Annotated in this window: 28 protein-coding genes and 1 pseudogene; 19 read left to right on the top strand and 10 right to left on the bottom strand. The window is 47.8% G+C overall.

The window, feature by feature from the left end:
- Positions 1–10: 10 nt before the first annotated feature.
- The gene (locus tag ACK8NJ_RS20450; RefSeq protein WP_336476998.1) at positions 11–883 is read right to left on the bottom strand and encodes a phosphorothioated DNA-binding restriction endonuclease; all 873 of its coding nucleotides are present in this window, start codon (positions 881–883) and stop codon (positions 11–13) included.
- Positions 884–1,019: 136 nt separating this feature from the next.
- Between ACK8NJ_RS20450 and ACK8NJ_RS20445 the strand changes: the two genes are divergently transcribed.
- Together ACK8NJ_RS20445 and ACK8NJ_RS23915 are read left to right on the top strand one after the other, a co-directional pair.
- Positions 1,020–1,670: an HNH endonuclease gene (locus ACK8NJ_RS20445; protein ID WP_001037973.1), complete on the top strand. Its 651-nt coding sequence runs from the start codon at positions 1,020–1,022 to the stop codon at positions 1,668–1,670.
- Positions 1,670–1,759 (top strand): hypothetical protein, encoded by a 90-nt coding sequence (locus tag ACK8NJ_RS23915; protein ID WP_374758120.1) that lies wholly within the window; start codon positions 1,670–1,672, stop codon positions 1,757–1,759. Before ACK8NJ_RS20445 ends, ACK8NJ_RS23915 begins: the two co-directional genes overlap by 1 nt.
- A gap of 332 nt (positions 1,760–2,091) precedes the next feature.
- On the opposite strand, the pseudogene ACK8NJ_RS23910 reads toward ACK8NJ_RS23915, so the two are convergent.
- The 3 genes and pseudogenes from ACK8NJ_RS23910 to nanC form a co-directional block, all read right to left on the bottom strand.
- Positions 2,092–2,436: pseudogene (locus ACK8NJ_RS23910) on the bottom strand (sialate O-acetylesterase); the annotation flags it as partial.
- 286 nt (positions 2,437–2,722) lie between these two features.
- Positions 2,723–3,829, bottom strand: coding sequence for an N-acetylneuraminate epimerase (nanM, locus tag ACK8NJ_RS20435; RefSeq protein ID WP_001305636.1), 1,107 nt, complete (start codon positions 3,827–3,829; stop codon positions 2,723–2,725).
- A gap of 19 nt (positions 3,830–3,848) precedes the next feature.
- Positions 3,849–4,565 (bottom strand): N-acetylneuraminic acid outer membrane channel NanC, encoded by a 717-nt coding sequence (gene nanC / locus ACK8NJ_RS20430; RefSeq protein ID WP_001295734.1) that lies wholly within the window; start codon positions 4,563–4,565, stop codon positions 3,849–3,851.
- Positions 4,566–6,018: 1,453 nt separating this feature from the next.
- Here nanC and fimB point away from each other — a divergent pair.
- The 9 genes from fimB to fimH all read left to right on the top strand — a co-directional run bounded on the left by fimB (position 6,019) and on the right by fimH (position 14,770).
- Positions 6,019–6,621, top strand: coding sequence for a type 1 fimbria switch DNA invertase FimB (fimB, locus tag ACK8NJ_RS20425; protein WP_000790583.1), 603 nt, complete (start codon positions 6,019–6,021; stop codon positions 6,619–6,621).
- A 477-nt stretch (positions 6,622–7,098) separates the two neighbouring features.
- On the top strand, positions 7,099–7,695 hold the full coding sequence (fimE, locus tag ACK8NJ_RS20420) for a type 1 fimbria switch DNA invertase FimE (RefSeq protein ID WP_000044711.1): 597 nt from the start codon (positions 7,099–7,101) through the stop codon (positions 7,693–7,695).
- A gap of 479 nt (positions 7,696–8,174) precedes the next feature.
- Positions 8,175–8,723: a type 1 fimbrial major subunit FimA gene (gene fimA, locus ACK8NJ_RS20415; protein WP_256270340.1), complete on the top strand. Its 549-nt coding sequence runs from the start codon at positions 8,175–8,177 to the stop codon at positions 8,721–8,723.
- A 64-nt stretch (positions 8,724–8,787) separates the two neighbouring features.
- On the top strand, positions 8,788–9,327 hold the full coding sequence (locus ACK8NJ_RS20410) for a fimbrial protein (protein ID WP_000824114.1): 540 nt from the start codon (positions 8,788–8,790) through the stop codon (positions 9,325–9,327).
- Between the two features lie 36 nt (positions 9,328–9,363).
- The gene (fimC, locus tag ACK8NJ_RS20405; RefSeq protein WP_000066560.1) at positions 9,364–10,089 is read left to right on the top strand and encodes a type 1 fimbria chaperone FimC; all 726 of its coding nucleotides are present in this window, start codon (positions 9,364–9,366) and stop codon (positions 10,087–10,089) included.
- 66 nt (positions 10,090–10,155) lie between these two features.
- The gene (gene fimD, locus ACK8NJ_RS20400; RefSeq protein ID WP_411961903.1) at positions 10,156–12,792 is read left to right on the top strand and encodes a fimbrial usher FimD; all 2,637 of its coding nucleotides are present in this window, start codon (positions 10,156–10,158) and stop codon (positions 12,790–12,792) included.
- 9 nt (positions 12,793–12,801) lie between these two features.
- Positions 12,802–13,332, top strand: a complete 531-nt coding sequence (gene fimF, locus ACK8NJ_RS20395; RefSeq protein ID WP_001469032.1) for a type 1 fimbria minor subunit FimF — start codon at positions 12,802–12,804, stop codon at positions 13,330–13,332.
- Positions 13,333–13,404: 72 nt separating this feature from the next.
- Complete coding sequence (locus tag ACK8NJ_RS20390; protein WP_310592994.1) at positions 13,405–13,848, top strand: fimbrial protein; 444 nt, start codon at positions 13,405–13,407, stop codon at positions 13,846–13,848.
- A gap of 19 nt (positions 13,849–13,867) precedes the next feature.
- Positions 13,868–14,770, top strand: a complete 903-nt coding sequence (fimH, locus tag ACK8NJ_RS20385; protein ID WP_000832227.1) for a type 1 fimbria D-mannose specific adhesin FimH — start codon at positions 13,868–13,870, stop codon at positions 14,768–14,770.
- A gap of 242 nt (positions 14,771–15,012) precedes the next feature.
- On the opposite strand, the gene gntP is transcribed toward fimH, so the two are convergent.
- Positions 15,013–16,356, bottom strand: coding sequence for a gluconate permease GntP (gene gntP / locus ACK8NJ_RS20380; RefSeq protein ID WP_411961902.1), 1,344 nt, complete (start codon positions 16,354–16,356; stop codon positions 15,013–15,015).
- A 339-nt stretch (positions 16,357–16,695) separates the two neighbouring features.
- On the opposite strand from gntP, the gene uxuA reads away from it, so the two are divergent.
- The 3 genes from uxuA (at position 16,696) to uxuR (ending at position 20,408) form a co-directional block, all read left to right on the top strand.
- Positions 16,696–17,880, top strand: a complete 1,185-nt coding sequence (uxuA, locus tag ACK8NJ_RS20375) for a mannonate dehydratase (RefSeq protein WP_000438582.1) — start codon at positions 16,696–16,698, stop codon at positions 17,878–17,880.
- Positions 17,881–17,960: 80 nt separating this feature from the next.
- Positions 17,961–19,421, top strand: a complete 1,461-nt coding sequence (locus tag ACK8NJ_RS20370; RefSeq protein WP_001558467.1) for a fructuronate reductase — start codon at positions 17,961–17,963, stop codon at positions 19,419–19,421.
- A 213-nt stretch (positions 19,422–19,634) separates the two neighbouring features.
- The gene (uxuR, locus tag ACK8NJ_RS20365) at positions 19,635–20,408 is read left to right on the top strand and encodes a Uxu operon transcriptional regulator (protein WP_024193182.1); all 774 of its coding nucleotides are present in this window, start codon (positions 19,635–19,637) and stop codon (positions 20,406–20,408) included.
- Positions 20,409–20,548: 140 nt separating this feature from the next.
- Here uxuR and ACK8NJ_RS20360 read toward each other — a convergent pair whose 3' ends face one another.
- Positions 20,549–21,379, bottom strand: a complete 831-nt coding sequence (locus tag ACK8NJ_RS20360) for a DUF2686 family protein (RefSeq protein WP_001558469.1) — start codon at positions 21,377–21,379, stop codon at positions 20,549–20,551.
- A 237-nt stretch (positions 21,380–21,616) separates the two neighbouring features.
- On the opposite strand from ACK8NJ_RS20360, the gene ACK8NJ_RS23905 reads away from it, so the two are divergent.
- The 4 genes from ACK8NJ_RS23905 (at position 21,617) to iraD (ending at position 22,443) form a co-directional block, all read left to right on the top strand.
- Positions 21,617–21,733: a hypothetical protein gene (locus ACK8NJ_RS23905; RefSeq protein ID WP_423245297.1), complete on the top strand. Its 117-nt coding sequence runs from the start codon at positions 21,617–21,619 to the stop codon at positions 21,731–21,733.
- Positions 21,712–21,855 (top strand): hypothetical protein, encoded by a 144-nt coding sequence (locus ACK8NJ_RS20355; RefSeq protein ID WP_269808169.1) that lies wholly within the window; start codon positions 21,712–21,714, stop codon positions 21,853–21,855. The genes ACK8NJ_RS23905 and ACK8NJ_RS20355 overlap by 22 nt, the downstream gene beginning before the upstream one ends.
- A gap of 115 nt (positions 21,856–21,970) precedes the next feature.
- On the top strand, positions 21,971–22,054 hold the full coding sequence (gene idlP, locus ACK8NJ_RS20350) for an iraD leader peptide IdlP (protein ID WP_122989392.1): 84 nt from the start codon (positions 21,971–21,973) through the stop codon (positions 22,052–22,054).
- Positions 22,051–22,443 carry an anti-adapter protein IraD gene (iraD, locus tag ACK8NJ_RS20345; protein WP_001558470.1) on the top strand — a complete coding sequence of 131 codons (393 nt, stop codon included), beginning with the start codon at positions 22,051–22,053 and terminating at the stop codon, positions 22,441–22,443. Before idlP ends, iraD begins: the two co-directional genes overlap by 4 nt.
- Here iraD and hypT read toward each other — a convergent pair.
- The 4 genes from hypT to ACK8NJ_RS20325 all read right to left on the bottom strand — a co-directional run bounded on the left by hypT (position 22,436) and on the right by ACK8NJ_RS20325 (position 25,738).
- The gene (gene hypT, locus ACK8NJ_RS20340; RefSeq protein WP_000340760.1) at positions 22,436–23,347 is read right to left on the bottom strand and encodes a hypochlorite stress DNA-binding transcriptional regulator HypT; all 912 of its coding nucleotides are present in this window, start codon (positions 23,345–23,347) and stop codon (positions 22,436–22,438) included. The genes iraD and hypT overlap by 8 nt on opposite strands.
- Positions 23,348–23,411: 64 nt before the next feature.
- Positions 23,412–24,584 carry a beta-aspartyl-peptidase gene (gene iadA, locus ACK8NJ_RS20335; RefSeq protein ID WP_042064641.1) on the bottom strand — a complete coding sequence of 391 codons (1,173 nt, stop codon included), beginning with the start codon at positions 24,582–24,584 and terminating at the stop codon, positions 23,412–23,414.
- 12 nt (positions 24,585–24,596) lie between these two features.
- Positions 24,597–25,058 carry a YjiG family protein gene (locus ACK8NJ_RS20330; RefSeq protein WP_000211971.1) on the bottom strand — a complete coding sequence of 154 codons (462 nt, stop codon included), beginning with the start codon at positions 25,056–25,058 and terminating at the stop codon, positions 24,597–24,599.
- Positions 25,055–25,738: a nucleoside recognition domain-containing protein gene (locus ACK8NJ_RS20325; protein WP_001295597.1), complete on the bottom strand. Its 684-nt coding sequence runs from the start codon at positions 25,736–25,738 to the stop codon at positions 25,055–25,057. The genes ACK8NJ_RS20330 and ACK8NJ_RS20325 overlap by 4 nt, the downstream gene beginning before the upstream one ends.
- Before the next feature lie 249 nt (positions 25,739–25,987).
- Here ACK8NJ_RS20325 and kptA point away from each other — a divergent pair, with 249 nt between their 5' ends.
- Complete coding sequence (kptA, locus tag ACK8NJ_RS20320; RefSeq protein WP_001558473.1) at positions 25,988–26,572, top strand: RNA 2'-phosphotransferase; 585 nt, start codon at positions 25,988–25,990, stop codon at positions 26,570–26,572.
- Positions 26,573–26,575 lie beyond the last annotated feature (3 nt).

Raw genomic sequence — 26,575 nt, 5'->3', positions numbered from 1 at the left:
GTTATCAACCTCACCCCCTAAAAACCTCTTTCCGATGCCACTCCACAAACCCCTCATAAGGGTAATTTTTACGCACCTGTGGCAACGCAATAGTTTTCCCGTCAAAATCCCAGAATAATCTCTCAACGATCCCTCCGCCGTTTACCGCATCTGATACCAGTATCCGCATATGTTCATCCAGGCCAATCGATCCTTTATCAAAGGCTTTATGGTGAATTGCGCAAAGCGCCAGGCCATTAGGAATTTCACAAGGACCGCCGTGCTGTTTCCATTTTATATGCGCCGCTTCCAGCGCGACGGTGGTGTCGTCGTGGCGCATATTAAAGCCACATATCGCGCACTGGTATTTATAAGCGCGTAATACATTTTTGCGAAATAACGGGTCGCGCTGTTTACAAATTTGCTGGAGATCAAAACCCAGCTCGTCAGCAATTTCTTCCTGAATACTCTCGGTGAAGTGCGCTTCGAGTATCTGTTGCGCCAGAGTATTGATGAGTTTTTTATTGCCAGTTACCAGGGCGTAGTGCTGTTCATCGAAACCGCCTGCAACGTGGTATTCGTTCAGTTCCTTCACTGGCGGTTGTCGGCTGCTCCCTGCTGTTGAGCAAAGCTCGGCATTGTGTAATTGCCAGAATCCGTCGCCTTGTAATCGCCAGAACGGCATATCAGGTCGGTACTGTGAACGCTGTGGCCCAAAACGTTCCAGTAAACTGTGCAGAGGTTCGTAGATTTCCGATCCATAATCGAAAAGGCGCGGATGTCCATTCAGGTATCCCGCTAATACGTATAGCAATAACAATGGCTTATGCGGCGCGCGCTGTTCACCCTTGTGCCAGATTTTTATATTGGCAATTGCCTGCTGTAGCGATTTACTGGAAGCCATTGATATCCCTGGCAGTGAAATAATTGCGATCATGCTCGCAAATTTTCTGCTGTTCAAGCCTGCAAGTGAAGATATATTACCTTGATCTCATTTGTTTTTTTGCTGCCTGTTCTGAGAACGTATAAGGGTATTCCCCATGAATAAACTTCCCGACCATCTTCCGCGGCGGTATATCATCGAAGCTATCCATTTATGGGATGCGGGAGAAACTCATCAGTTCCAGCCTGCACGGTTGTATGAGATTGAATATCATGGCCGACGTTACCCCTCGAAGGCGATTGCTGGCATCGCAGCGACATTGATGACGGGGACGCAATTTACCCCTGCGGATTTCACCGGCGGAATAAAATCTAAATGTGTCAAGCTACTCATAGAGCAGGGATTTCATATTCATCAGGATAAAGCCGCTGCAGCTACCATAGCCGACGTTCTGTTCCCGGATGAGTTGCCGTCGCAGGAGACATACGTTGAAGGTGCGGCGATAAAGGTGACAGTAAACCGCTATGAACGCGATAAAAAGGCCCGAGATAAAGCGGTCGAACATCATGGATGCCAGTGCAACGTATGCGGCGTTGATCTGGTGAAGATCTATGGTGATATCGCAGAAGGCTTTATCCATATGCATCACCTGGTGCCGCTTTCAGCCATTAAAGAGGATTACCAGCTGGATCCAGTTAATGATTTGCTTCCTGTGTGCCCTAATTGCCATGCGATGCTGCACCGACGCAAACCACCGTTTTCGCCGGAGCAGTTAAAAGCGTTGATGGATGCAAATAAATCAAATTAATGAACGCTCACCTTTCGCGCCAAAACTGCAAAATTGCTTCTACAAACCTGTCAGAAATAATCCCCCGACGGGCTGCCGCGCTGAAATGACTGCTTCGCAGTGCCGTCGTCCAGTTCTCCGGTGACCGGTACGCTGAACCGTAATATCCCGTGCTTAAATCGTCCGGGTCTTCAACAGGCGCGTTCGTCAGTCCTCTTTCACCTTGTTGCTGGAAGTCGACGAAAATAATATTGGCTAAAACATTATTTTGATAATTGCCATAAATAGCTTCATACGCATGAGGGAAATTTTCTTTCCAGTACCAGGTGGTATCGCCGCAAAACCACGGTGCGTCAGTAATATTATTAAGCTGAGAATGGTATTGTTTTAGATCCCTACGAAAGGCTTCAACCATATGATTAAAGTGTTGAGGGTGTGACGAGTAGTCACAGGTCATTAAGTCAAATTCGCCTTGCATCCAGCATACGCCGAGGAATTTGTTCTGCGGATTTTTTGCCAGTGCGGCTCGCGTTCTGCTGACTAAATCCTGGTATAGCGGAGTATCCGTTCCCCAACGACAAGCATCATGGCTGGCTCCGTGCCGTTCTGAATATGTTCCTTCGCTGCCCGCGGTAAAAGCCGATCCGCCACGGCAACACGGAACGATGAGAACCCCTGCATTATCAGGAATAAAGGGCAGTAATTTCCGTGCTATATGCAGTGCCTGGCCAACGGTGCCGTACTGTGTTTGATGATTCGTTGCCAGAGGATGGTGATAACTCTGCATATCCTGAACATCGTGTGGGCAGTGAGTCAGTGGAATAATGTCGTTAAAGTGACATGACGGGCCTCCGGGATGCGTATGCGCAAATCTCGCTAATTGTTTAATTCTGGGATGAAGCGCATCTTCCCCGTCCGGTAATGGCAGTCCTTCGCCATACGCCATGGCATTAGACTGACCAGCAACGGTAAGAACATAGTAATAATCGGGCGATATTATTGCGTTCATATAATTTTCGCGTAATTGAAATGACAAATTGATAGCAGGGCCCCTTTACCGGGGCCCTGAAGCGTTAGTTTTGTACTGTGACTTTATTATCCTTCACAGAAATTAAAACTGAATCCGTCACTGCTTTGCCACCTGCAGTTTCACCGCCAATAATTAATAGACTATTATTCCAGGGCAATGATACTCCGTAGGCCCGACCTTGCGATAATTCACCCGATTTATCCCATTTCCCGTTATGCCAAAGATGAATATCAGCGCTATATGATTTTTTCAGACCTTCATGCGCATAGTTCTTACCGTTCTGGTAATTTTCTCGTGAACCTTTGAATCCGGCCCCTCCGGCAAATATAAGAGAATCATTGCTTATCCCCGCAAAACCGCCAGCGACGCCATCTGGTGATGAGACGGGATCAAGCTTATTCCATTTTAAATTATTACCGGTGAAATCAAGTTCAAATACGGCATCCGTTCGCAATCCTGGTTTGGCTTCGCCATTAATAAGCCAGGTTTTATCACCTTTATTCACAACCGCCGCACCAGCCGTCCCGTACCAGGGAGATTCGCCAGCGTAACTCCATTGCTGTGTTGAGGGATCAAAAGACAACAGAAACTTATTGAAGAAATAATCTTCTGCTTTTTTGTCAAAATAGTGGGCGTTGATTTTATCTATAGCGGTTGAATCTTTTCCAGCCTCGTTGAGATCTTCAAAATAGCCATTGAAGATATTCTGGTTAACACCGCCAGTAACATAAGCCTTGCCGTTGTGTACAAAAGTCACATGACCCGCCATGCCCATCGGTGCGTGCGACATCAATTTAACCCAGCTATTGGTTTTGGGGTTGTATTTGTGTACGTCATTAAATACCTGAGTCAAGCCCTCGCTGTTTTTGCCAATGCCGCCAAACACATACAGATTGCCATCAATAAATGCTGAGGTTGCTTGATCTCTCGGTCCGCCAGGGAATGCAGCTAACGCTGTCCATTTTTTATCTTTGGCCTGTGTATCCAGCTTGTACCATGCTGTACCTGCGCTACCTAAACCAATGTAGACAGTGTCGTTATCAATTGCTCCGGTACCACTTTTAAATGGCACAGGAGTTTCCGGTAATACAGACGCGTTTGCGGCAAATGAAGCCATTATGATAGTAAGCGCCGTTATTGTTTTATTCATTGTGACTGTCTCCTGTCTACTACAGTTTAAATGACACACCAATGCGATAACTGTTTTCCGATAAATTATCTCTGCCGTTGTAAACACCCTGGCGGTCAAGGTAGTCATATTCTATGTATGGCGTAATATCGGGCGTCATATGGTATTGTAGAACAAAGGCATTTTCCGTCGCCCATTTCTTGTGGTTTGCATAGCGATAATCGTTCTGTTTGCTGTATAGCGTCGTTTGCCATGCGAAGGTGAAATCACTATTAATATGGTAAGTGACATATCCATCCCAACGATGAACGTTATCACGAGACATATCACCGGATAAGTCTTGTTGTCGGTAAGCTTTCCAGTCGTAACGATAGCGAATGCCAAAATTAAGATCTTTTGTCGCGTCCCAGGACAGTTTTACGTAGGGTCCGTAGCGTGTGCCGTTGCTGCTAAAATGCGTTAACATTCCCGGGCGCACCGTCCATTGATCATCAAGTTTAATCGCGTAATTAACTTCAACCTGAACATCATTGAGTGCGGCATTTTCCTTTTTATTATCATGAATGGTATTCCAGGTATTACTTTCCATGCTTGCCCACCATCCATTTTGCCATCCCTCACTGACTTTGAGTCGAGTCTCATAGGCATGGCTTCCGCTACGATATCCACCACGTACGTCCAGTGTCGCAGCCTGAGAAATTAATGGTGACGAAAAGCACAGTAATAATACGCCAGAAAGTATTTTAGCCTTTTTCATAAATTTCACTCATTTGTAGGATACAGAAAGCAATACAAAGCCCGCATAAACAATTAGCATTTATGTTGTGTAATATTTTTTTGCCAGGCTTATAGTGTCTTTGGCAACCGGTAGCTGTATTTTATATTTTTTGTATAATATCTCCTGTGAAAAATCTCTTTCCACATTATTTAAATAAACAGAGAGCCAGATTAAATACCTGAGTATAAAATCTCTGCTGATGTTTAATTGATTTGAATTTTCGTAAGCTATATCGCTTACTCAATCCATTTTACCCAGAGTCATAAAATAGAGTGTCTGTTGATCTCATTTTCATATTCCTTTCAGACTGAAGTGCGTTTTCATCACCCGATGAGAAAGAACTGAAGTGATGTTTGCCATAGATTACGAGATGCCCAGTCTCATTGACTATCGTGGTGCACCTTTATACCTGTTATACCAGATCAAAAATCACGCAATCCATACAACAAAACCAGATTTGCAATTCGTGTCACAAAATATGTCGATCTTTTTCTAAGAGGAAGATGCCATGTGAAGCCAGACGAACACTTGAGGTGGTCTTCAAAAACTAAAGGCTTTCTTTTATCTGTTTGTTTTATAAAAAATTTATTTAGGGTCTAAACAAGGGAAGCTTTGCAAGCTAACTCAGTGAGCGTGGTGAAAATAAGTGTTTACCCGCCATCAGGCTGAGCATAATTCTCATCATGAAATATGTTTCTTGGTTTGTGGCTTGTAACTGGTCACTCCTGATGTCGATCTGGAGAGGCTTGTTGATGCTGGTGTTTTCAGGATGATGTTTCAATTAGTTTGTTTGCCGTATCGCCCGGCGAGTAGCTGTGATTGAGGAGGGTTTAAGTCGTAGTGACCAAAGCCATATTTACCAACGGATGTAGATGAAAAAGCGTCGCCTGCGTTCCCCCATATCTCCAGGATAAAAAGGAATGTAACAATCTCATGACCTAAACTGACGAACCAGCCAGGAATAATCGCTAGGGACCTAAGAATTAGCTTGATAATAGCCACTAAGAAATTACTGCGTTCCATGAAATAGCCATTTTGTGGCAAATGCAGTTGACTAATAATGTCATATGTGAGACGGCTAGTTGAACGAATATTAAATTTTGCTGAATTTTTTATGTTGATTTTACTTGTTACAGAACATATCACATGATATATAGATAAGATTAGTTGCATTAATGATGAGGGTTATTATTAGATTCGTATCAGATTGATAAATATATAAAGGTACATAGCATGCAAGAGCATGGCGTTTGTATGGCAAAGTTATTATAAGTAACTATCGCTACTCCATTTAAGTTCGCTCAGAAGAACTGGTCCACTTACGTTAGTTATTAAGCAAACGTTCGCTTTTATAAACATAATCAGGATTAAAATGTTGGATTATTGCTAACCCAGCACAGCTGGTGCGCGTCTGTAATTATAAGGGAAAACGATGAAGAATAAGGCTGATAACAAAAAAAGGAACTTCCTTACCCATAGTGAAATCGAGTCACTCCTTAAAGCAGCAAATACCGGGCCTCATGCAGCACGTAATTATTGTCTGACTTTGCTTTGTTTTATTCATGGTTTCCGGGCGAGTGAAATTTGTCGATTGAGGATTTCGGATATTGATCTTAAGGCAAAGTGTATATATATCCATCGATTAAAAAAAGGCTTTTCAACAACGCACCCGCTATTGAACAAAGAAGTTCAGGCTTTAAAAAATTGGTTGAGTATCCGTACTTCTTATCCGCATGCTGAGAGCGAGTGGGTATTTTTATCACGTAAGGGGAATCCGCTTTCTCGGCAACAGTTTTACCATATTATCTCGACTTCTGGTGGTAATGCCGGGTTGTCACTGGAGATTCATCCGCACATGTTACGCCATTCGTGTGGTTTTGCTTTGGCGAATATGGGAATAGATACGCGACTTATCCAGGATTATCTTGGGCATCGCAATATTCGTCATACTGTCTGGTATACCGCCAGCAATGCAGGGCGTTTTTACGGCATCTGGGATAGAGCCAGAGGACGACAGCGTCACGCTGTTTTATAGAGATAGTTGAGATACCAGGGATGGTGTTAAAAACTACATTATTCTTACGATATATCAAAAATGATTAACCATTTATTAATTGATGTTATTGTAAGTGTGATTCTTAATTATCATAATAAACATTAAGTTAACCATATCCATACAAAATACAATGGCTTATATTCTTCAAAATAAATAAACAAAATCATTCATAAATTTACATATCACTTAAATTCGCCTGTTTTCATACTTTTTTCTTTATTTTTTAAGCAACTGGAAGTTAATCCACTGCAATCTATTGTTATATTGAATCAAATCAATGAAAATAGATGTTGTCACATCAGTGATATTTTATTTTTGTATGATATTTAATGTAATTGACTGATAACCACATCACTTCATGTGTGGTTATCTTTTTATCTATTGGGCTAATTTTGACCGATTGAGGTTTCCTATAGGTATTCATTCAAATATATCTCAGTTAGGAGTACTACTATTGTGAGTAAACGTCGTTATCTTACCGGTAAAGAAGTTCAGGCCATGATGCAGGCGGTTTGTTACGGGGCAACGGGAGCCAGAGATTATTGTCTTATTCTGTTGGCATATCGGCATGGGATGCGTATTAGTGAACTGCTTGATCTGCATTATCAGGATCTTGACCTTAATGAAGGTCGAATAAATATTCGCCGACTGAAGAACGGATTTTCTACCGTTCACCCGTTACGTTTTGATGAGCGTGAAGCCGTGGAACGCTGGACCCAGGAACGTGCTAACTGGAAAGGCGCTGACCGGACCGACGCTATATTTATTTCTCGCCGCGGGAGTCGGCTTTCTCGCCAGCAGGCCTATCGCATTATTCGCGATGCAGGTATTGAAGCTGGAACCGTAACGCAGACTCATCCTCATATGTTAAGGCATGCTTGCGGTTATGAACTGGCGGAGCGTGGTGCAGATACCCGTTTAATTCAGGATTATCTCGGGCATCGAAATATTCGCCATACTGTACGTTATACCGCCAGTAATGCTGCTCGTTTTGCCGGATTATGGGAAAGAAATAATCTCATAAACGAAAAATTAAAAAGAGAAGAGGTTTAATTTAACTTATTGATAGTAAAGGTAAAAAACAAATAAATACAAGACAATTGGGGCCAAACTGTCCATATCATAAATAAGTTACGTATTTTTCTCAAGCATAAAAATATTATAAAACGACAAAAAGCATCTAACTGTTTGATATGTAAATTATTTCTCTTGTAAATTAATTTCACATCACCTCCGCTAAATGTAAAGCTAACGTTTCTGTGTCTCGAAGCAACTTCCTCATTCTTCTCTCCAAAAACCACCTCATGCAATATAAAAATCTATAAATAAAGATAACGGTAGAATATCAAGCCAACAAATAAACTGAAAAAGTTTGTGCGCGATGCTTTCCTCTATGAGTCAAAATGGCCCCAAATGTTTCATCTTTTGGGGGAAAACTGTGCAGTGTTGGCAGTCAAACTCGTTGACAAAACAAAGTGTACAGAACGACTGCCCATGTCGATTTAGAAATAGTTTTTTTAAAGGAAAGCAGCATGAAAATTAAAACTCTGGCAATCGTTGTTCTGTCGGCTCTGTCCCTCAGTTCTACAGCGGCTCTGGCTGATACTACGACGGTAAATGGTGGGACCGTTCACTTTAAAGGGGAAGTTGTTAACGCCGCTTGCGCAGTTGATGCAGGCTCTGCTGATCAAACCGTTCAGTTGGGCCAGGTTCGTACCGCTAGCCTGAAGCAGGCTGGAGCAACCAGCTCTGCCGTTGGTTTTAACATTCAGCTGAATGATTGCGATACCACTGTTGCCACAAAAGCCGCTGTTGCCTTCTTAGGTACGGCAATTGATGCTACGCATACTGATGTACTGGCTCTGCAGAGTTCAGCTGCGGGTAGCGCAACAAACGTTGGTGTGCAGATCCTGGACAGAACGGGTGCTGCGCTGGCGCTGGACGGTGCGACATTTAGTTCAGAAACAACCCTGAATAACGGAACCAACACCATTCCGTTCCAGGCGCGTTATTTTGCAACCGGTGCCGCAACCCCAGGTGCTGCTAATGCGGATGCGACCTTCAAGGTTCAGTATCAATAACCTACCCAGGTTCAGGGACGTCATTACGGGCAGGGATGCCCACCCTTGTGCGATAAAAATAACGATGAAAAGGAAGAGATTATTTCTGTTAGCGTCGTTGCTGCCAATGTTTGCTCTGGCCGGAAATAAATGGAATACCACGCTGCCCGGCGGAAATATGCAATTTCAGGGCGTCATTATTGCGGAAACTTGCCGGATTGAAGCTGGCGATAAACAAATGACGGTCAATATGGGGCAAATCAGCAGTAACCGGTTTCATGCGGTAGGGGAAGATAGCGCACCGGTGCCTTTTGTTATTCATTTACGGGAATGTAGCACGGTGGTGAGTGAACGTGTGGGTGTGGCGTTTCACGGTGTCGCGGATGGTAAAAATCCGGATGTGCTTTCCGTGGGAGAGGGGCCAGGGATAGCCACAAACATTGGCGTAGCGTTATTTGATGATGAAGGAAACCTCGTACCGATTAATCGTCCTCCAGCAAACTGGAAACGGCTTTACTCAGGCTCTACTTCGCTACATTTCATCGCCAAATATCGTGCTACCGGGCGTCGGGTTACTGGCGGCATCGCCAATGCCCAGGCCTGGTTCTCTTTAACCTATCAGTAATTGTTCAGCAGATAATGTGATAACAGGAACAGGACAGTGAGTAATAAAAACGTCAATGTAAGGAAATCGCAGGAAATAACATTCTGCTTGCTGGCAGGTATCCTGATGTTCATGGCAATGATGGTTGCCGGACGCGCTGAAGCGGGAGTGGCCTTAGGTGCGACTCGCGTAATTTATCCGGCAGGGCAAAAACAAGTGCAACTTGCCGTGACAAATAATGATGAAAATAGCACCTATTTAATTCAATCATGGGTGGAAAATGCCGATGGTGTAAAGGATGGTCGTTTTATCGTGACGCCTCCTCTGTTTGCGATGAAGGGAAAAAAAGAGAATACCTTGCGTATTCTTGATGCAACAAATAACCAATTGCCACAGGATCGGGAAAGTTTATTCTGGATGAACGTTAAAGCGATTCCGTCAATGGATAAATCAAAATTGACTGAGAATACGCTACAGCTCGCAATTATCAGCCGCATTAAACTGTACTATCGCCCGGCTAAATTAGCGTTGCCACCCGATCAGGCCGCAGAAAAATTAAGATTTCGTCGTAGCGCGAATTCTCTGACGCTGATTAACCCGACACCCTATTACCTGACGGTAACAGAGTTGAATGCCGGAACCCGGGTTCTTGAAAATGCATTGGTGCCTCCAATGGGCGAAAGCACGGTTAAATTGCCTTCTGATGCAGGAAGCAATATTACTTACCGAACAATAAATGATTATGGCGCACTTACCCCCAAAATGACGGGCGTAATGGAATAACGCAGGGGGAATTTTTCGCCTGAATAAAAAGAATTGACTGCCGGGTGATTTTAAACCGGAGGAATAATGTCATATCTGAATTTAAGACTTTACCAGCGAAACACACAATGCTTGCATATTCGTAAGCATCGTTTGGCTGGTTTTTTTGTCCGACTCTTTGTTGCCTGTGCTTTTACCGCACAGGCACCTTTGTCATCTGCCGAACTCTATTTTAACCCGCGTTTTTTAGCGGATGATCCCCAGGCTGTGGCTGATTTATCGCGTTTTGAAAATGGGCAAGAATTGCCGCCAGGGACGTATCGTGTTGATATCTATTTGAATAATGGTTATATGGCAACGCGTGATGTCACATTTAATACGGGCGACAGCGAACAAGGGATTGTTCCCTGCCTGACACGCGCGCAACTTGCCAGTATGGGGCTGAATACGGCTTCTGTCTCCGGTATGAATCTTCTGGCGGATGATGCCTGCGTGCCATTAACCTCAATGATCCATGACGCTACTGCGCATTTAGATGTTGGTCAGCAGCGACTCAACCTGACGATCCCTCAGGCATTTATGAGTAATCGCGCGCGTGGATATATTCCTCCTGAGTTGTGGGATCCCGGTATTAATGCCGGCTTGCTCAATTATAATTTCAGCGGAAATAGTGTACAGAATCGGATTGGGGGTAACAGCCATTATGCATATTTAAACCTACAGAGTGGGTTAAATATTGGTGCGTGGCGTTTACGCGACAATACCACCTGGAGTTATAACAGTAGCGACAGTTCATCAGGTAGCAAAAATAAATGGCAGCATATCAATACCTGGCTTGAGCGAGACATAATTCCGTTACGTTCCCGGCTGACGCTGGGTGATGGTTATACCCAGGGCGATATTTTCGATGGTATTAACTTTCGCGGCGCACAATTGGCCTCTGATGACAATATGTTACCCGATAGCCAAAGAGGATTTGCCCCGGTGATCCACGGTATTGCTCGTGGTACTGCACAGGTCACTATTAAACAAAATGGGTATGACATTTATAATAGTACGGTGCCGCCGGGGCCTTTTACCATCAACGATATCTATGCCGCAGGTAATAGTGGTGACTTGCAGGCAACGATTAAAGAGGCTGACGGCAGCACGCAGATCTTTACCGTACCCTATTCGTCAGTCCCGCTTTTGCAACGTGAAGGGCATACTCGTTATTCCATTACGGCAGGAGAATACCGTAGTGGAAATGCGCAGCAGGAAAAACCCCGCTTTTTCCAGAGTACATTACTCCACGGCCTTCCGGCTGGCTGGACAATATATGGTGGAACGCAACTGGCGGATCGTTATCGTGCTTTTAATTTCGGTATCGGGAAAAACATGGGGGCACTGGGCGCTCTGTCTGTGGATATGACGCAGGCTAATTCCACACTTCCCGATGACAGTCAGCATGACGGACAATCGGTGCGTTTTCTTTATAACAAATCGCTCAATGAGTCAGGCACGAATATTCAGTTAGTGGGTTACCGTTATTCGACCAGTGGGTATTTTAATTTCGCTGATACAACATACAGTCGAATGAATGGCTACAACATCGAAACACAGGATGGAGTTATTCAGGTTAAGCCGAAATTCACCGACTATTACAATCTCGCTTATAACAAACGCGGGAAATTACAGCTCACCGTTACTCAGCAACTCGGGCGCACATCAACACTGTATTTGAGTGGTAGCCATCAAACTTATTGGGGAACGAGTAATGTCGATGAGCAATTCCAGGCAGGATTAAATACTGCGTTCGAAGATATTAACTGGACGCTCAGCTATAGCCTGACGAAAAACGCCTGGCAAAAAGGACGGGATCAGATGTTAGCGCTTAACGTCAATATTCCTTTCAGCCACTGGCTGCGTTCTGACAGTAAATCTCAGTGGCGACATGCCAGTGCCAGTTACAGCATGTCACACGATCTCAACGGTCGGATGACCAATCTGGCTGGTGTATACGGTACGTTGCTGGAAGACAACAACCTCAGCTATAGCGTGCAAACCGGTTACGCCGGGGGAGGTGATGGTAATCGCGGAAGTACAGGCTACGCCACGCTGAATTATCGCGGTGGTTACGGCAATGCCAACATCGGTTACAGCCATAGCGATGATATTAAGCAGCTCTATTACGGAGTCAGCGGTGGGGTACTGGCTCATGCCAATGGCGTAACGCTGGGGCAGCCGTTAAACGATACGGTGGTGCTTGTTAAAGCGCCTGGCGCAAAAGATGCAAAAGTCGAAAACCAGACGGGGGTGCGTACCGACTGGCGCGGTTATGCCGTGCTGCCTTATGCCACTGAATATCGGGAAAACAGAGTAGCGCTGGATACCAATACCCTGGCTGATAACGTCGATTTAGATAACGCGGTCGCTAACGTTGTTCCCACTCGTGGGGCGATAGTGCGAGCAGAGTTTAAAGCGCGCGTTGGGATAAAACTGCTCATGACGCTAACCCACAATAATAAGCCGCTGCCGTTTGGGGCGATGGTGACATCAGAGAGTAGCCAGAGTAGCGGCATTGTTGCGGATAATGGTCAGGTTTACCTCAGCGGAATGCCTTTAGCGGGAAAAGTTCAGGTGAAATGGGGAGAAGAGGAAAATGCTCACTGTGTCGCCAATTATCAACTGCCACCAGAGAGTCAGCAGCAGTTATTAACCCAGCTATCAGCTGAATGTCGTTAAGGGGGCGTGATGAGAAACAAACCTTTTTATCTTCTGTGCGCTTTTTTGTGGCTGGCGGTAAGTCACGCTTTGGCTGCGGATAGCACGATTACTATCCGCGGCTATGTCAGAGATAACGGCTGTAGTGTGGCCGCTGAATCAACCAATTTTACTGTTGATCTGATGGAAAACGCGGCGAAGCAATTTAACAACATTGGCGCGACGACTCCTGTCGTTCCATTTCGTATTTTGCTGTCACCCTGTGGTAATGCCGTTTCTGCCGTAAAAGTTGGGTTTACCGGTGTTGCAGATAGCCACAATGCCAACCTGCTTGCACTTGAAAATACGGTGTCAGCGGCTGCGGGACTGGGAATACAGCTTCTGAATGAGCAACAAAATCAGATACCCCTTAATGCCCCATCGTCCGCGCTTTCGTGGACGACCCTGACGCCGGGTAAACCAAATACGCTGAATTTTTACGCCCGGCTAATGGCGACACAGGTGCCTGTCACTGCGGGGCATATCAATGCCACGGCTACCTTCACTCTTGAATATCAGTAACTGGAGATGCTCATGAAATGGCACAAACGTGGGTATTTATTGGCGGCAATGTTGGCGTTCGCAAGTGCGACGATACAGGCAGCCGATGTCACCATCACGGTGAACGGTAAGGTCGTCGCCAAACCGTGTACGGTTTCCACCACCAATGCCACGGTAGATCTCGGCGATCTTTATTCTTTCAGTCTCGTGTCTGCCGGGGCGGCATCGGCCTGGCATGATGTTGCGCTTGAGTTGACTAATTGTCCGGTGGGAACGTCGAGGGTCACTGCCAGCTTCAGCGGGGCAGCCGACAGTACCGGATATTATAAAAACCAGGGGACCGCGCAAAACATCCAGTTAGAGCTACAGGATGACAGTGGCAACACATTGAATAGTGGCGCAACCAAAACAGTTCAGGTGGATGATTCCTCACAATCAGCGCACTTCCCGTTACAGGTCAGAGCATTGACGGTAAATGGCGGGGCCACTCAGGGAACCATTCAGGCAGTGATTAGCATCACCTATACCTACAGCTGAACCCGAAGAGATGATTGTAATGAAACGAGTTATTACCCTGTTTGCTGTACTGCTGATGGGCTGGTCGGTAAATGCCTGGTCATTCGCCTGTAAAACCGCCAATGGTACCGCTATCCCTATTGGCGGTGGCAGCGCCAATGTTTATGTAAACCTTGCGCCCGCCGTGAATGTGGGGCAAAACCTGGTCGTAGATCTTTCGACGCAAATCTTTTGCCATAACGATTACCCGGAAACCATTACAGACTATGTCACACTGCAACGAGGCTCGGCTTATGGCGGCGTGTTATCTAATTTTTCCGGGACCGTAAAATATAGTGGCAGTAGCTATCCATTTCCTACCACCAGCGAAACGCCGCGGGTTGTTTATAATTCGAGAACGGATAAGCCGTGGCCGGTGGCGCTTTATTTGACGCCTGTGAGCAGTGCGGGCGGGGTGGCGATTAAAGCTGGCTCATTAATTGCCGTGCTTATTTTGCGACAGACCAACAACTATAACAGCGATGATTTCCAGTTTGTGTGGAATATTTACGCCAATAATGATGTGGTGGTGCCTACTGGCGGCTGCGATGTTTCTGCTCGTGATGTCACCGTTACTCTGCCGGACTATCCCGGTTCGGTGCCGATTCCTCTTACCGTTTATTGTGCGAAAAGCCAAAACCTGGGGTATTACCTCTCCGGCACAACCGCAGATGCGGGCAACTCGATTTTCACCAATACCGCCTCGTTTTCACCAGCACAGGGCGTCGGCGTACAGTTGACGCGCAACGGTACGATTATTCCAGCGAATAACACGGTATCGTTAGGAGCAGTGGGGACTTCGGCGGTAAGTCTGGGATTAACGGCAAATTACGCACGTACCGGAGGGCAGGTGACTGCAGGGAATGTGCAATCGATTATTGGCGTGACTTTTGTTTATCAATAAAGAAATCACAGGACATTGCTAATGCTGGTACGCAATATTACCTGAAGCTAAAAACCTGCACGTTAGCCCTTTGTAGGCCAGATAAGACGCGTCAGCGTCGCATCTGGCATAAACAAAGCGCACTTTGCTGGTCTGTTCCCCTCACCCTAACCCTCTCCCCGGAGAGGCGAGGGGACTGTCCGGGCACATTTTTAGACTTTGTCATCAGTCTGAGCCTGCCAATGGCAGGCTCTGGTATTCTTTTACGCTACCACGCTAATAATCAGCACAATAATAAGCCCAACCACGGAGTTGACCAGCTCCAGCAGACCCCAGGTTTTCAACGTGTCTTTTACCGACAGGTCAAAGTAACCTTTGAACAGCCAGAATGAGGCATCATTAATGTGGGTGAGGGTGTTGGAACCCGCAGCCGTCGCCAGCACCAGCAGCGCCGGATTCACGCCAACCAGCTGACCGGTTGCTGGATCAAGGATTGCAGCACTGATAATCCCGGCGGCGGTCATCGCCGAAACGACACCCTGACCCGTCGCCAGACGAATTAGCACAGTGATCAGCCATGCCATGATGTGGGGCGAGATATTGCCGTGGGACATCAACATGCCGATGGTGTCGCCAATGCCGGTGTCGATGATGGTCTGCTTCAGCACGCCACCCGCACCGATGATCAGAATCACCATTGCAATACTCTTCACCGCGCTTTCAAAAGCGTTCATCACCCACTGCATGTCATGACCACGCGCGGTGCCAAAGAGTACGAATGCAACCACCATCGCAATAAACATTGCAATCGGCGAGGAACCGATAAAGTTAACCACTTCCCAGGCAGGGGTATCTTTTACCAGCCAGATATTGGCGATGGTGGTGGAGATCATAATGATCGCTGGGATCAGCGGCACCAGAATCGAAACGCCGAAAGAGGGCAGATTATTCATATCAACCGGTTGATCCGCTTTCAGGAAAGACGGCGTTGGGCGCTCAAGATTGCCGAGGAACTTCGGCAGGATCAGACCTGCGCAGATGACACTTGGGATCGTCACCAGGACGCCATAGATATAAACCATCCCCATATCCGCGCCATAAGCATTCACCAGCGCCACCGGACCCGGCTGCGGTGGGAACAGTGAATGTGCGGTAGTGGCAGCTGCTACTGCCGGGATCGCCAGTTTCAGGAACGGAATTTTAGCTTCGGCGGCAATGACAATAACCAGCGGCGCTAACATGATAAAGGCCACTTCATAGAACATCGCCAGACCAAAAATCAGGCCGATGATAATCACCGACAGCTGTACATAGCGCAGACCGAGACGCGCAAGCAGAGTATGCGCTATCTGGTGCGCCGCGCCGGAGTCGACCATCAATTTACCGATGACCGCACCGAACACCACGATGATAGCCAGTTCCCCCAGCGTGTTGCCGAAGCCCGCTTTCATGGTGTGCAGCAGCGACATCAAATCCATGCCCGCCAGCATCCCGACGGACAGCGCCGCCACCAACAAAGCCACCATTGAATTGATTTTGAACTTCAAATTCAGTACCAGCATCAGACCAATGCCGAATACCACCCAGAGAATGTTAAGCACATGCATAACGTTTTACCTTACCTGGTTGAACCGTTGTTATTTTGGGCGACATGTTATGTAAATTGGTCAACCATTGTTGCGATGAATGTCACATCCTCTGATCAATAACCATCGATTACCCTTTGCTGCAATTTGCAGCAACAACCGTGAGAGTGAAATTCTTGTGATGTGGTTAACCAATTTTAGATTTCGGGTTGACATGTCTTACCAAAAGGTAGAACTTATACGCCATCTCATCCGATGCAACGCCACGGCTGCGGTCTGGTTGTTCATCCGGATACCTAAACAACTCCGGGGTTCCGCGTCTCTTTGCTGTGGAACCCACTATGTGAAAGAGGAAAAATCATGGAACAGACCTGGCGCTGGTACGGCCCAAACGATCCGGTTTCTTTAGCTGATGTCCGTCAGGCGGGCGCAACTGGCGTGGTTACCGCGCTGCACCATATCCCGAACGGCGAAGTATGGTCCGTAGAAGAGATCCTCAAACGCAAGGCGATCGTTGAAGACGCAGGCCTGGTGTGGTCTGTCGTAGAAAGCGTGCCAATTCACGAAGATATCAAAACCCACACTGGCAACTATGAGCAGTGGATTGCTAACTATCAGCAGACCCTGCGCAACCTGGCGCAGTGCGGCATTCGCACCGTGTGCTACAACTTCATGCCGGTGCTCGACTGGACCCGTACTGACCTCGAATACGTGCTGCCAGACGGCTCCAAAGCTCTGCGCTTCGACCAGATCGAATTCGCTGCATTCGAAATGCATATCCTGAAGCGTCCAGGCGCGGAAGCGGATTACACCGAAGAAGAAATTGCTCAGGCCGCAGAACGCTTCGCCACCATGAGCGACGAAGACAAAGCGCGTCTGACCCGTAACATCATCGCAGGTCTGCCGGGCGCGGAAGAAGGCTACACCCTCGACCAGTTCCGTAAGCACCTGGAGCTGTACAAAGATATCGACAAAGCCAAACTGCGCGAAAACTTCGCTGTCTTCCTGAAAGCGATTATTCCGGTTGCCGAAGAAGTTGGCGTGCGTATGGCTGTTCACCCGGACGATCCGCCGCGCCCGATCCTCGGCCTGCCGCGCATTGTTTCCACCATTGAAGATATGCAGTGGATGGTTGATACCGTAAACAGCATGGCGAACGGTTTCACCATGTGCACCGGTTCCTACGGCGTGCGTGCTGACAACGATCTGGTTGATATGATCAAGCAGTTCGGTCCGCGTATTTACTTCACCCATCTGCGCTCCACCATGCGTGAAGATAACCCGAAAACCTTCCACGAAGCGGCGCACCTGAACGGTGACGTTGATATGTACGAAGTGGTGAAAGCGATTGTTGAAGAAGAACACCGTCGTAAAGCGGAAGGCAAAGAAGACCTGATCCCGATGCGTCCGGACCACGGTCATCAGATGCTGGACGACCTGAAGAAGAAAACCAACCCAGGTTACTCCGCAATTGGTCGTCTGAAAGGCCTGGCCGAAGTTCGCGGTGTCGAACTGGCGATCCAGCGCGCTTTCTTTAGCCGTTAATATCCACCGGCATGGCTGCGCGCCGTGCCGGTTCCTTCTTCCTTGCCGTCACTCTCTGAAGACGGATTCTGGAGTTTACGATGACTACTATTGTTGACAGCAATCTGCCGGTTGCCCGCCCGTCATGGGATCATTCTCGTCTGGAATCACGCATTGTGCATCTCGGTTGCGGGGCGTTTCACCGCGCGCACCAGGCGCTGTATACCCATCATCTGCTGGAAAGCACCGACAGCGACTGGGGTATCTGCGAAGTTAACCTGATGCCAGGTAACGACCGCGTGCTGATCGAAAACCTGAAAAAACAGCAACTGCTGTACACCGTGGCGGAAAAAGGCGCAGAAAGCACCGAGCTGAAAATTATCGGTTCGATGAAAGAAGCGCTGCATCCGGAAATCGACGGCTGCGAAGGTATTCTCAACGCGATGGCGCGTCCGCAGACGGCGATTGTCTCCCTGACGGTCACAGAGAAAGGTTATTGTGCCGATGCGGCAAGCGGTCAGTTGGATCTCAATAACCCGCTGATCAAGCACGATCTGGAAAACCCGACTGCGCCGAAGTCCGCGATTGGTTACATCGTCGAAGCCTTGCGTCTGCGTCGTGAAAAAGGGCTGAAAGCGTTTACGGTGATGTCCTGCGACAACGTGCGTGAAAACGGTCATGTGGCGAAGGTCGCGGTTCTGGGGCTGGCTCAGGCGCGTGATCCACAGCTGGCGGCATGGATTGAAGAGAACGTCACCTTCCCGTGCACCATGGTTGACCGCATCGTTCCGGCGGCGACGGCAGAAACCTTACAGGAAATTGCTGACCAGCTGGGTGTTTACGACCCATGCGCCATTGCCTGCGAACCGTTCCGTCAGTGGGTGATTGAAGATAACTTCGTTAATGGTCGTCCGGACTGGGATAAAGTGGGCGCACAGTTCGTTGCAGACGTTGTGCCGTTCGAAATGATGAAACTGCGTATGCTGAACGGCAGCCACTCTTTCCTGGCGTACCTCGGTTACCTCGGCGGCTATGAAACCATTGCCGACACCATGACTAACCCGGATTATCGCAAAGCGGCCTTCGCCCTGATGATGCAGGAACAAGCGCCAACGCTGTCGATGCCGGAAGGTACAGACCTGAACGCCTATGCGACGCTGCTGATCGAGCGTTTCAGCAACCCGTCTCTGCGTCACCGTACCTGGCAGATTGCGATGGACGGCAGCCAGAAGTTACCGCAGCGTCTGCTGGATCCGGTGCGTCTGCATCTGCAAAACGGCGGTAGCTGGCGTCATCTGGCGCTGGGCGTGGCTGGCTGGATGCGTTACACCCAGGGCGTGGATGAGCAGGGTGATGCCATTGACGTGGTTGACCCGATGCTGGCGGAGTTCCAGAAGATCAACGCGCAGTATCAGGGCGCAGACCGCGTGAAAGCGCTGCTGGGCCTGAGCGGTATCTTTGCTGATGATCTGCCGCAGAATGCCGACTTTGTTGGCGCGGTGACGGCGGCATATCAGCAGTTGTGCGAACGTGGCGCGCGCGAGTGTGTGGCTGCGCTGTAACTAACTGATTACCCTACAGACTTACTGGTCAATCAAACTGATATTTGGTTGACCAGTTTTCGTTTTTTTGCCCACCTGTACGTGCCAACTTCCAGTGCTAATGATATAGTTTGATATTGACGGGCGCCGTAAAATTGCCCGTTGTAGGCTGGATAAGGCGTTCACGCCGCATCCGGCAAAATTTGATTAACCGCACCTAACGGACACAACACCATGAAATCTGCCACCTCTGCGCAAAGACCTTACCAGGAAGTCGGGGCGATGATCCGCGATCTGATCATAAAGACGCCGTACAATCCTGGCGAACGGCTGCCGCCGGAGCGTGAAATTGCAGAAATGCTTGATGTCACGCGGACAGTGGTACGTGAAGCGCTGATCATGCTGGAGATCAAAGGGCTAGTGGAAGTGCGCCGGGGTGCCGGTATCTATGTTCTTGATAGCTCAGGCAGCCACAACACAGACGGTCCTGATGCCAACGTCTGTAATGATGCCGGTCCTTTTGAGCTGTTACAGGCGCGTCAGTTACTGGAAAGTAACATCGCGGAATTTGCCGCTTTGCAGGCTACCCGCGAAGATATCGTCAAAATGCGTCAGGCATTGCAACTGGAAGAGCGTGAACTGGCTTCCAGCGCGCCGGGCAGCAGCGAAAGTGGTGATATGCAGTTCCATCTCGCCATTGCCGAAGCAACGCATAACAGCATGCTGGTGGAGTTATTCCGTCAGTCCTGGCAGTGGCGGGAAAACAATCCAATGTGGATCCAATTGCACAGCCATCTGGATGACAGCCTGTATCGCAAAGAGTGGTTGGGCGATCACAAACAGATCCTCGCCGCGTTAATCAAAAAAGATGCCCGAGCGGCGAAGCTGGCAATGTGGCAGCATCTGGAAAACGTTAAACAACGTCTGCTGGAATTCTCGAACGTTGACGATATTTATTTTGACGGCTATCTGTTTGATTCATGGCCGCTGGATAAAGTCGACGCCTGACTTATTATGATAAGCGCAAGGGTAAACGTTCCTTGCGCTTTCTTAAATTAAGAAGTCGCAATGAGTATTACTTTCTAAATTACAGGGTATTGTTTAACTATCTGTATAACCTGAATATTAGTACTCATTCTTCTCAGTGGTTATTTACCAATATAATTCCATTCACCATTTTTTAATTCAAACAGTTCTGGAAGAGATGACGGTTGCAGAGTCATGCGTTTGAGTTTTGCATCTTCATCACCGGGGATAACTTTATATCCCATTTTTGCATGGATCTCCGCGGTACCGGGATAGGCTTCTATACCAATTATTGGGTCATTTCCCATTTCAATATTAGCATTAAGTAATGCGGCAAGGGCGAATCCGGAAGAATTTGCTACCCCTGTTACCGTCATTATCTGATCAATATAGATATCAATCCTTGGCTGCTCATTGGTCCATCTTTTTGCCTGAGAAACTGGAAGTGTTGAAATATATCCTATCGTGGTTCCGGCATAACCAGGAATATTGCAGCCAGGGCCTAATGTTATTTCATGAACTGTATAGTCCTCAACAGGATCGAAAGGGCTTTTCATAAATAAATTTAGCCGTAATCCTTCTGCTAACTCTGTGGCAGCATGCGCCTTTTTACATATACCACCATATATTTCGTCTAAAGCTGAGGTGATTTTCAAGTTTCGATAGAGCATACGTCCTGTTGTTGTAATACCATTGAATTCTCTGCATGTTTCTGTCACATAATTAAATGGCCAGGACTCTTTACTAATATCAAGTTTTCTAATTTCGACAACGCTTTTTCCATCGTAATTATGGTTATTGCCACGAGCAAGAGGCGGAAGATAGATATTTTCCGTATCCATGCGTGCACGTTCATGTTTACGTGTTAACTCACTGTCGACTTTTGGATGATGAAGGAAGTGATTATCTGTAATAATTTGACTCTGAAGGGCATTGCTTAATGGCATAGACATAATAGTTACCTTTATGAGTATTTCACTGATGCTTAGAAAAATAGATAAATTTTTCTGTAGTAAAAAGAGATGTAAACAAATGACATGCATGTTTCTGTTGTAGTGATATCAACTCTACACAGTGATATTAAAGGGTGGGAAACACTATAAAGTATCAAAAAACGCTCATTTAAAATTATTTGCATGCAATTTAAAAGCATATCTTATTACTAATTGGAATTTGATGTTGCTATATTGATGTCTATATTAATAATGCCTGTGAATGGTATTTTTGATGTATTTGATATGTTATCAATTTATATTATTTACAAACTAATTGTTTCAAATAATACATGGCTGATTATGCGGGAATAAATAATTTCCCACCGAAATTAAGTAGCGGCGGTGACAAGTATTTTCATCTACGTAACTATTCGGAATATTCAGAATATACTAGCGGTTTTTTTTTGAGTTTGATGATTTTTATCAAATCATGACTTTTTTCCTGAAAAGTCAGTAGATATTCATAGGCAAGTAAGGTTTTATACTTTGCTGACAGGATTCAGGCCTGTCTCAGACTGACATGGATGTAATGAACAAAAGGGAATGGCTATGGAAAATGAGCATCAATACAGTGGTGCCCGGCATTCAGGGCAAGCCGCATATGTTGCTAAACGTCAGGAGTGCGCAAAATGATGCGCCAATCACTTCAGGCTGTTTTACCTGAAATTTCAGACAATAAAACGTCATTGCTGCGTAAATCGGTATGCAGCGATCTCCTCACTCTTTTTAATTCTCCTCATTCGGCATTACCGTCATTACTTGTTTCAGGCATGCCCGAGTGGCAAGTGCATAACCAGAGCGACAAACATCTTCAGAGCTGGTATTGCCGTCAGCTACGTTCTGCACTGTTATTTCATGAGCCACGGATTGCGGCGTTGCAGGTCAATTTGAAAGAAGCGTACAGCCACACGCTGGCGATCAGCCTTGAGATAATGCTGTACCACGACGATGAACCGCTAACGTTTGATCTGGTCTGGGATAATGGCGGTTGGCGTAGTGCGACGCTGGAGAATGTCAGCTAAGCACAATCTCCAGCTCGCGCAGTTCACGCCAGAAGCGTTCGGCAACTGGATTCATGCGGGTATTCATCCGGTATGCGTAGGCCTGAATCGGGATCACCAGTTCTTCCCGATTCAGTACAACGAGCTGCCCGCTGCGAATTTCTTGTTGGATGGCGTACTCCGGCAGCCAGGCAATCCCACAGCCGTCGAGGGCAACCTGCTTTAAAAGCTCGCTCATCGAAGAGACAAAAAAGGTGCTGAAACTCAACTCACTGTGGCGCGTCAGGGTGCGATTAATCAATCGCCCCATGTAGGAGTTGCGGCTGTAATTCAGTAACGGAAAGTGTGGCTGCGCGAGGTTAAACAGTGCTTCTCCGTGTTCGTCACTGGCGCAGACGGGGAACAATTGAGATTCAAATAAGCGAATGTGGTCAAACGGCGCTTCCAGCAAATCTTCGTCGTGAAAGGAAAAAATACAGTCACTTTGCCCTTCACGCAGTTTATCGACCGCTTCATCGACATCAATGGCTTCAATCGCCCAGGTAAAGAGCGGCGGCATCTGGCTGATAATGGACGGTAACAGACCGAGGGAAAGAGAGTGTGCAGCGGCAATCTTGATTTTACGTTGCGCGTAATCGCTGCCGCCACGCAGCTCTGCCAGGTTGCTTTCTAACTGTTGCAACAGATGGCGGATCTGCGAATGAAAGATTTTCCCTTGTTCCGAGAGTTGCAGCGGCGTCACCTGGCGGTTAAACAATTCAACGCCAATCGCCTGTTCCAGTGCACGGATGCGGCGGCTGAATGCCGGTTGCGAGACGTTGCGACTGACTGCCGCCTGGGAAAAGTTGCGGCATTTTTCCAGGGTCAGAAAATCATAAAGCCATTTTGTTTCAATATTATGCAAAACCGCACCACAGTCATCCATTACGTTTTACTCTGTCAGCCGCCCTTGCGGGCATTCTACGTCCATTCGGGCGGCTGACAACCGTTTAAGCCGTTTCAAACGTTCCTTTCACGCAGGCTTTGCCGTCTTTGACCATCAGTTTGCCGCGAGCGTATACCTGCTCAATGCGCAATTCTGGCGTCATGACCAGTAAGTCTGCGTCATTGCCTGGCAGAATTTCGCCTTTCCCGGTCAGGTTAAGGAAACCGGCTACGCTACTGGTGAGCGGGCGCAGGGCATCGCTGATACTGAAATTATAGTCTTTAACCAGCACCTGCACGGTTTCCAGCAATGTTTCAAAACCTGCAACGCCGATATGGGTTAAATTCCCTTCATCATCGAAGAACGGCTGGCTACCGTTGCCGTCGGAGCTGAGGGTGACGCGTGCCAGCGGAATACCGGCCTGAACGGCGCGGGCAATACCTTCGGCAGGGGCGACCGGTTCGTCAATGCTGCTGGTGATGTCGATAGTGCCGCCTTTGTGCGCAAACTCCAGCGCCTGCTCAAACAACGGAACGTTGCGGTTAACGTGGGTCGGCAGCAGCTTGCTGATCGGCACATCGCAGTTTTCCAGCAGGTCATAGACAGGCTGTAACGCCTTTTTGCTGTCGCCCATGTGGAACACGGTGACGCCAGGTTTACCGCCGAGCAAACCGCCAACGCGGGATTCCGCCGCCATATTAGCCAGGTGATAAACGTCCGGTGCGGCAGAACGGTGATCAGAGATGGCGCATTTCACACCAATCACGCGATCGATAATCGCCACGTCTTTTTCCACGGAACCTGTAATGGTGCGGGAAGGGACATGATAAGCGCCGGTCAGCATCCAGGCGCTGATGCCTTCTTCATTGAGCGCACGGGTCTTGGCGAGCAGGGATTCCGGGTGACGAGAGATAGAGTCGGTGCCCAGCAGACCAACCACTGACGTGACGCCCGCTTCCGTCAGACGACTTAACGCCACTTCCGGCGTGCGCGTCGTGGGACCTGCTTCACCGCCACCGCCAATCAAATGAACGTGTTGATCAATAAAACCTGGGCAGAGGATCTGCCCGCTGAGATCGACAACCGTGCAGTCCGGTACAATGTCAGAAGGGATATTACTGGCAACGGCGATAATTTTGCCGTTAGCGACGAGGACATCGCAAACTCCCCGATCTTCCGGCGCATACAAATGCGCTCCCTGCAGCAGGGTAAAACCGGCTGCGGTATAATCAATCATGGTAACTCCTTGTTAAACAATAAGCTGCATAACCCAGATCGACAGCAATGCGTTAATCACGCAAACCGTAATGATATGCGGGTAATATTTGGCATTCACTTCGGCTGTCCCCAGGCAGCGACCGACATTTTGCACCGGGTTGCCCATTAAATACATCGCGGGCAGTAAAACGGTGACATCGTGACCGGTTAATGCGCCAGCGGTTGCCAGACTGGCGGCAACACCGACTGCGCCGCCCATACTCATTAATGCGGCTAAAAGGACGGTTGCCGCTTCACCGGGCAATCCCCACAGCGCCATTACCGGTTCACAGATATGCCCCACCCAGTCGAGCAGGCCGGTAATTTTCAGCGCCTGAATGATGACAAACGCCATCACCACGTTCGGCAGCAGGTTGGTGGTGGCGATAGTAAAGCCACGGCGCGCGCCATCGATAAACATATCCATGACGTTTTTGCGGACCTGAGTTGTCATGCTTGCGCTCCTTGCGTTGGGTTGCGACGTTCTTCGAAGTTAAGCCAGACGCGCAAAATGTTGGCTCCGACAAATTTAAACACCAGGATGACTGCTAAAGGTACGATTACGGACGTGCCCAGAAAGGCAAACACCGCGACGCCGGAAGAGAAGTAGTTGGTGATAATGGCGCTACCGCTGGTTTGATATGCGGCGAAAATCACTTTATCGCGTTCGGTAATTTCACCTTCCTGCGCCAGCTCTTTGGTCATACCGGCGGCGGCATCGGTGTTTTGCAGGTTAGCGATCAGCGCCAGCGAGCAGATCCCTGGAATGCCCAACAACGGTTTTAGCACTGGCGTCATTAACTGCTGCGCGGCGCGTAATCCGCCAAGACCATCGGTAATTGAAATAATCCCCAGAGAGAGAATGACTGACGGTGCCAGCTCCAGCGCAAAGAGAAAGCCATCTTTAGCCCCCGCGCCACCCGCGCCGCGAAACGAGGTGGTGGCTCCGTTCGCACCAGGCAGTTGCCCAAACGATCCGTTCAGCACGGAAAAATCAAAAACGCGCCACCAACTGTCTGTCCCGGAAAAAACACCGGAAAAAAAGATTATGGTGAGAAAAAAAGCCAGATACCCTTTAATGCCCACTTTTTCTGTCGCCAGCTCCCCGGCTACAGCATCCCCTTGTTGTGTCATAACAATCCCCATTGTTTTTTTGTGTTTGTGTGTTGCTTGAGCCAGGAAAATTCCTGGAGCTGAAAAACCTTATCAGCCATGTGGGTATGGGGAAAATGCAAGTATGTTTCTGGCTATGCGTTTTTTGCATAGCGGAAAAATTACGCTATAGGGAAAAGGTTCTGCGCAGGATTGAGTTGCAGTAAATTCATAAACCCAGTGACAATGACATCAGTAAATAAAAACAGAAAATCCAGGGACGAAAACGCGATGGCAAAGTACAACGAAAAAGAGCTGGCGGATACGAGCAAGTTTTTAAGTTTTGTCCTCCGACACAAACCGGAGGCGATTGGTATCGTACTGGACCGTGAAGGATGGGCGGATATCGATAAGCTCATACTTTGTGCCCAAAAAGCGGGCAAGCGGTTAACCCGTGCATTGCTGGATACCGTTGTCGCCACCAGCGATAAAAAGCGTTTTAGTTATTCCAGTGATGGTAGGTGCATTCGCGCGGTTCAGGGGCATTCGACTTCGCAGGTCGCCATTTCCTTTGCCGAAAAAACACCGCCACAGTTTCTCTATCACGGTACGGCAAGTCGTTTCCTTGACGAGATAAAAAAACAGGGGCTGATTGCAGGGGAGCGTCATTACGTGCATCTCTCTGTTGATGAAGCAACGGCACGCAAAGTGGGAGCAAGACACGGATCGCCGGTTATCTTAACCGTCAAAGCACAGGAAATGGCGAAACGAGGCCTCCCTTTCTGGCAAGCGGAAAACGGGGTCTGGCTGACATCAACGGTTGCTGTTGAGTTTCTTGAGTGGCCGTTCATGCCGGCTGGGGTACAAAAACAATAAATT

The organism is Escherichia sp. F1 (genome assembly GCF_046764225.1).
GTDB lineage: Bacteria > Pseudomonadota > Gammaproteobacteria > Enterobacterales > Enterobacteriaceae > Escherichia > Escherichia coli.
This window is presented reverse-complemented; position numbering and strand designations above follow the sequence as displayed.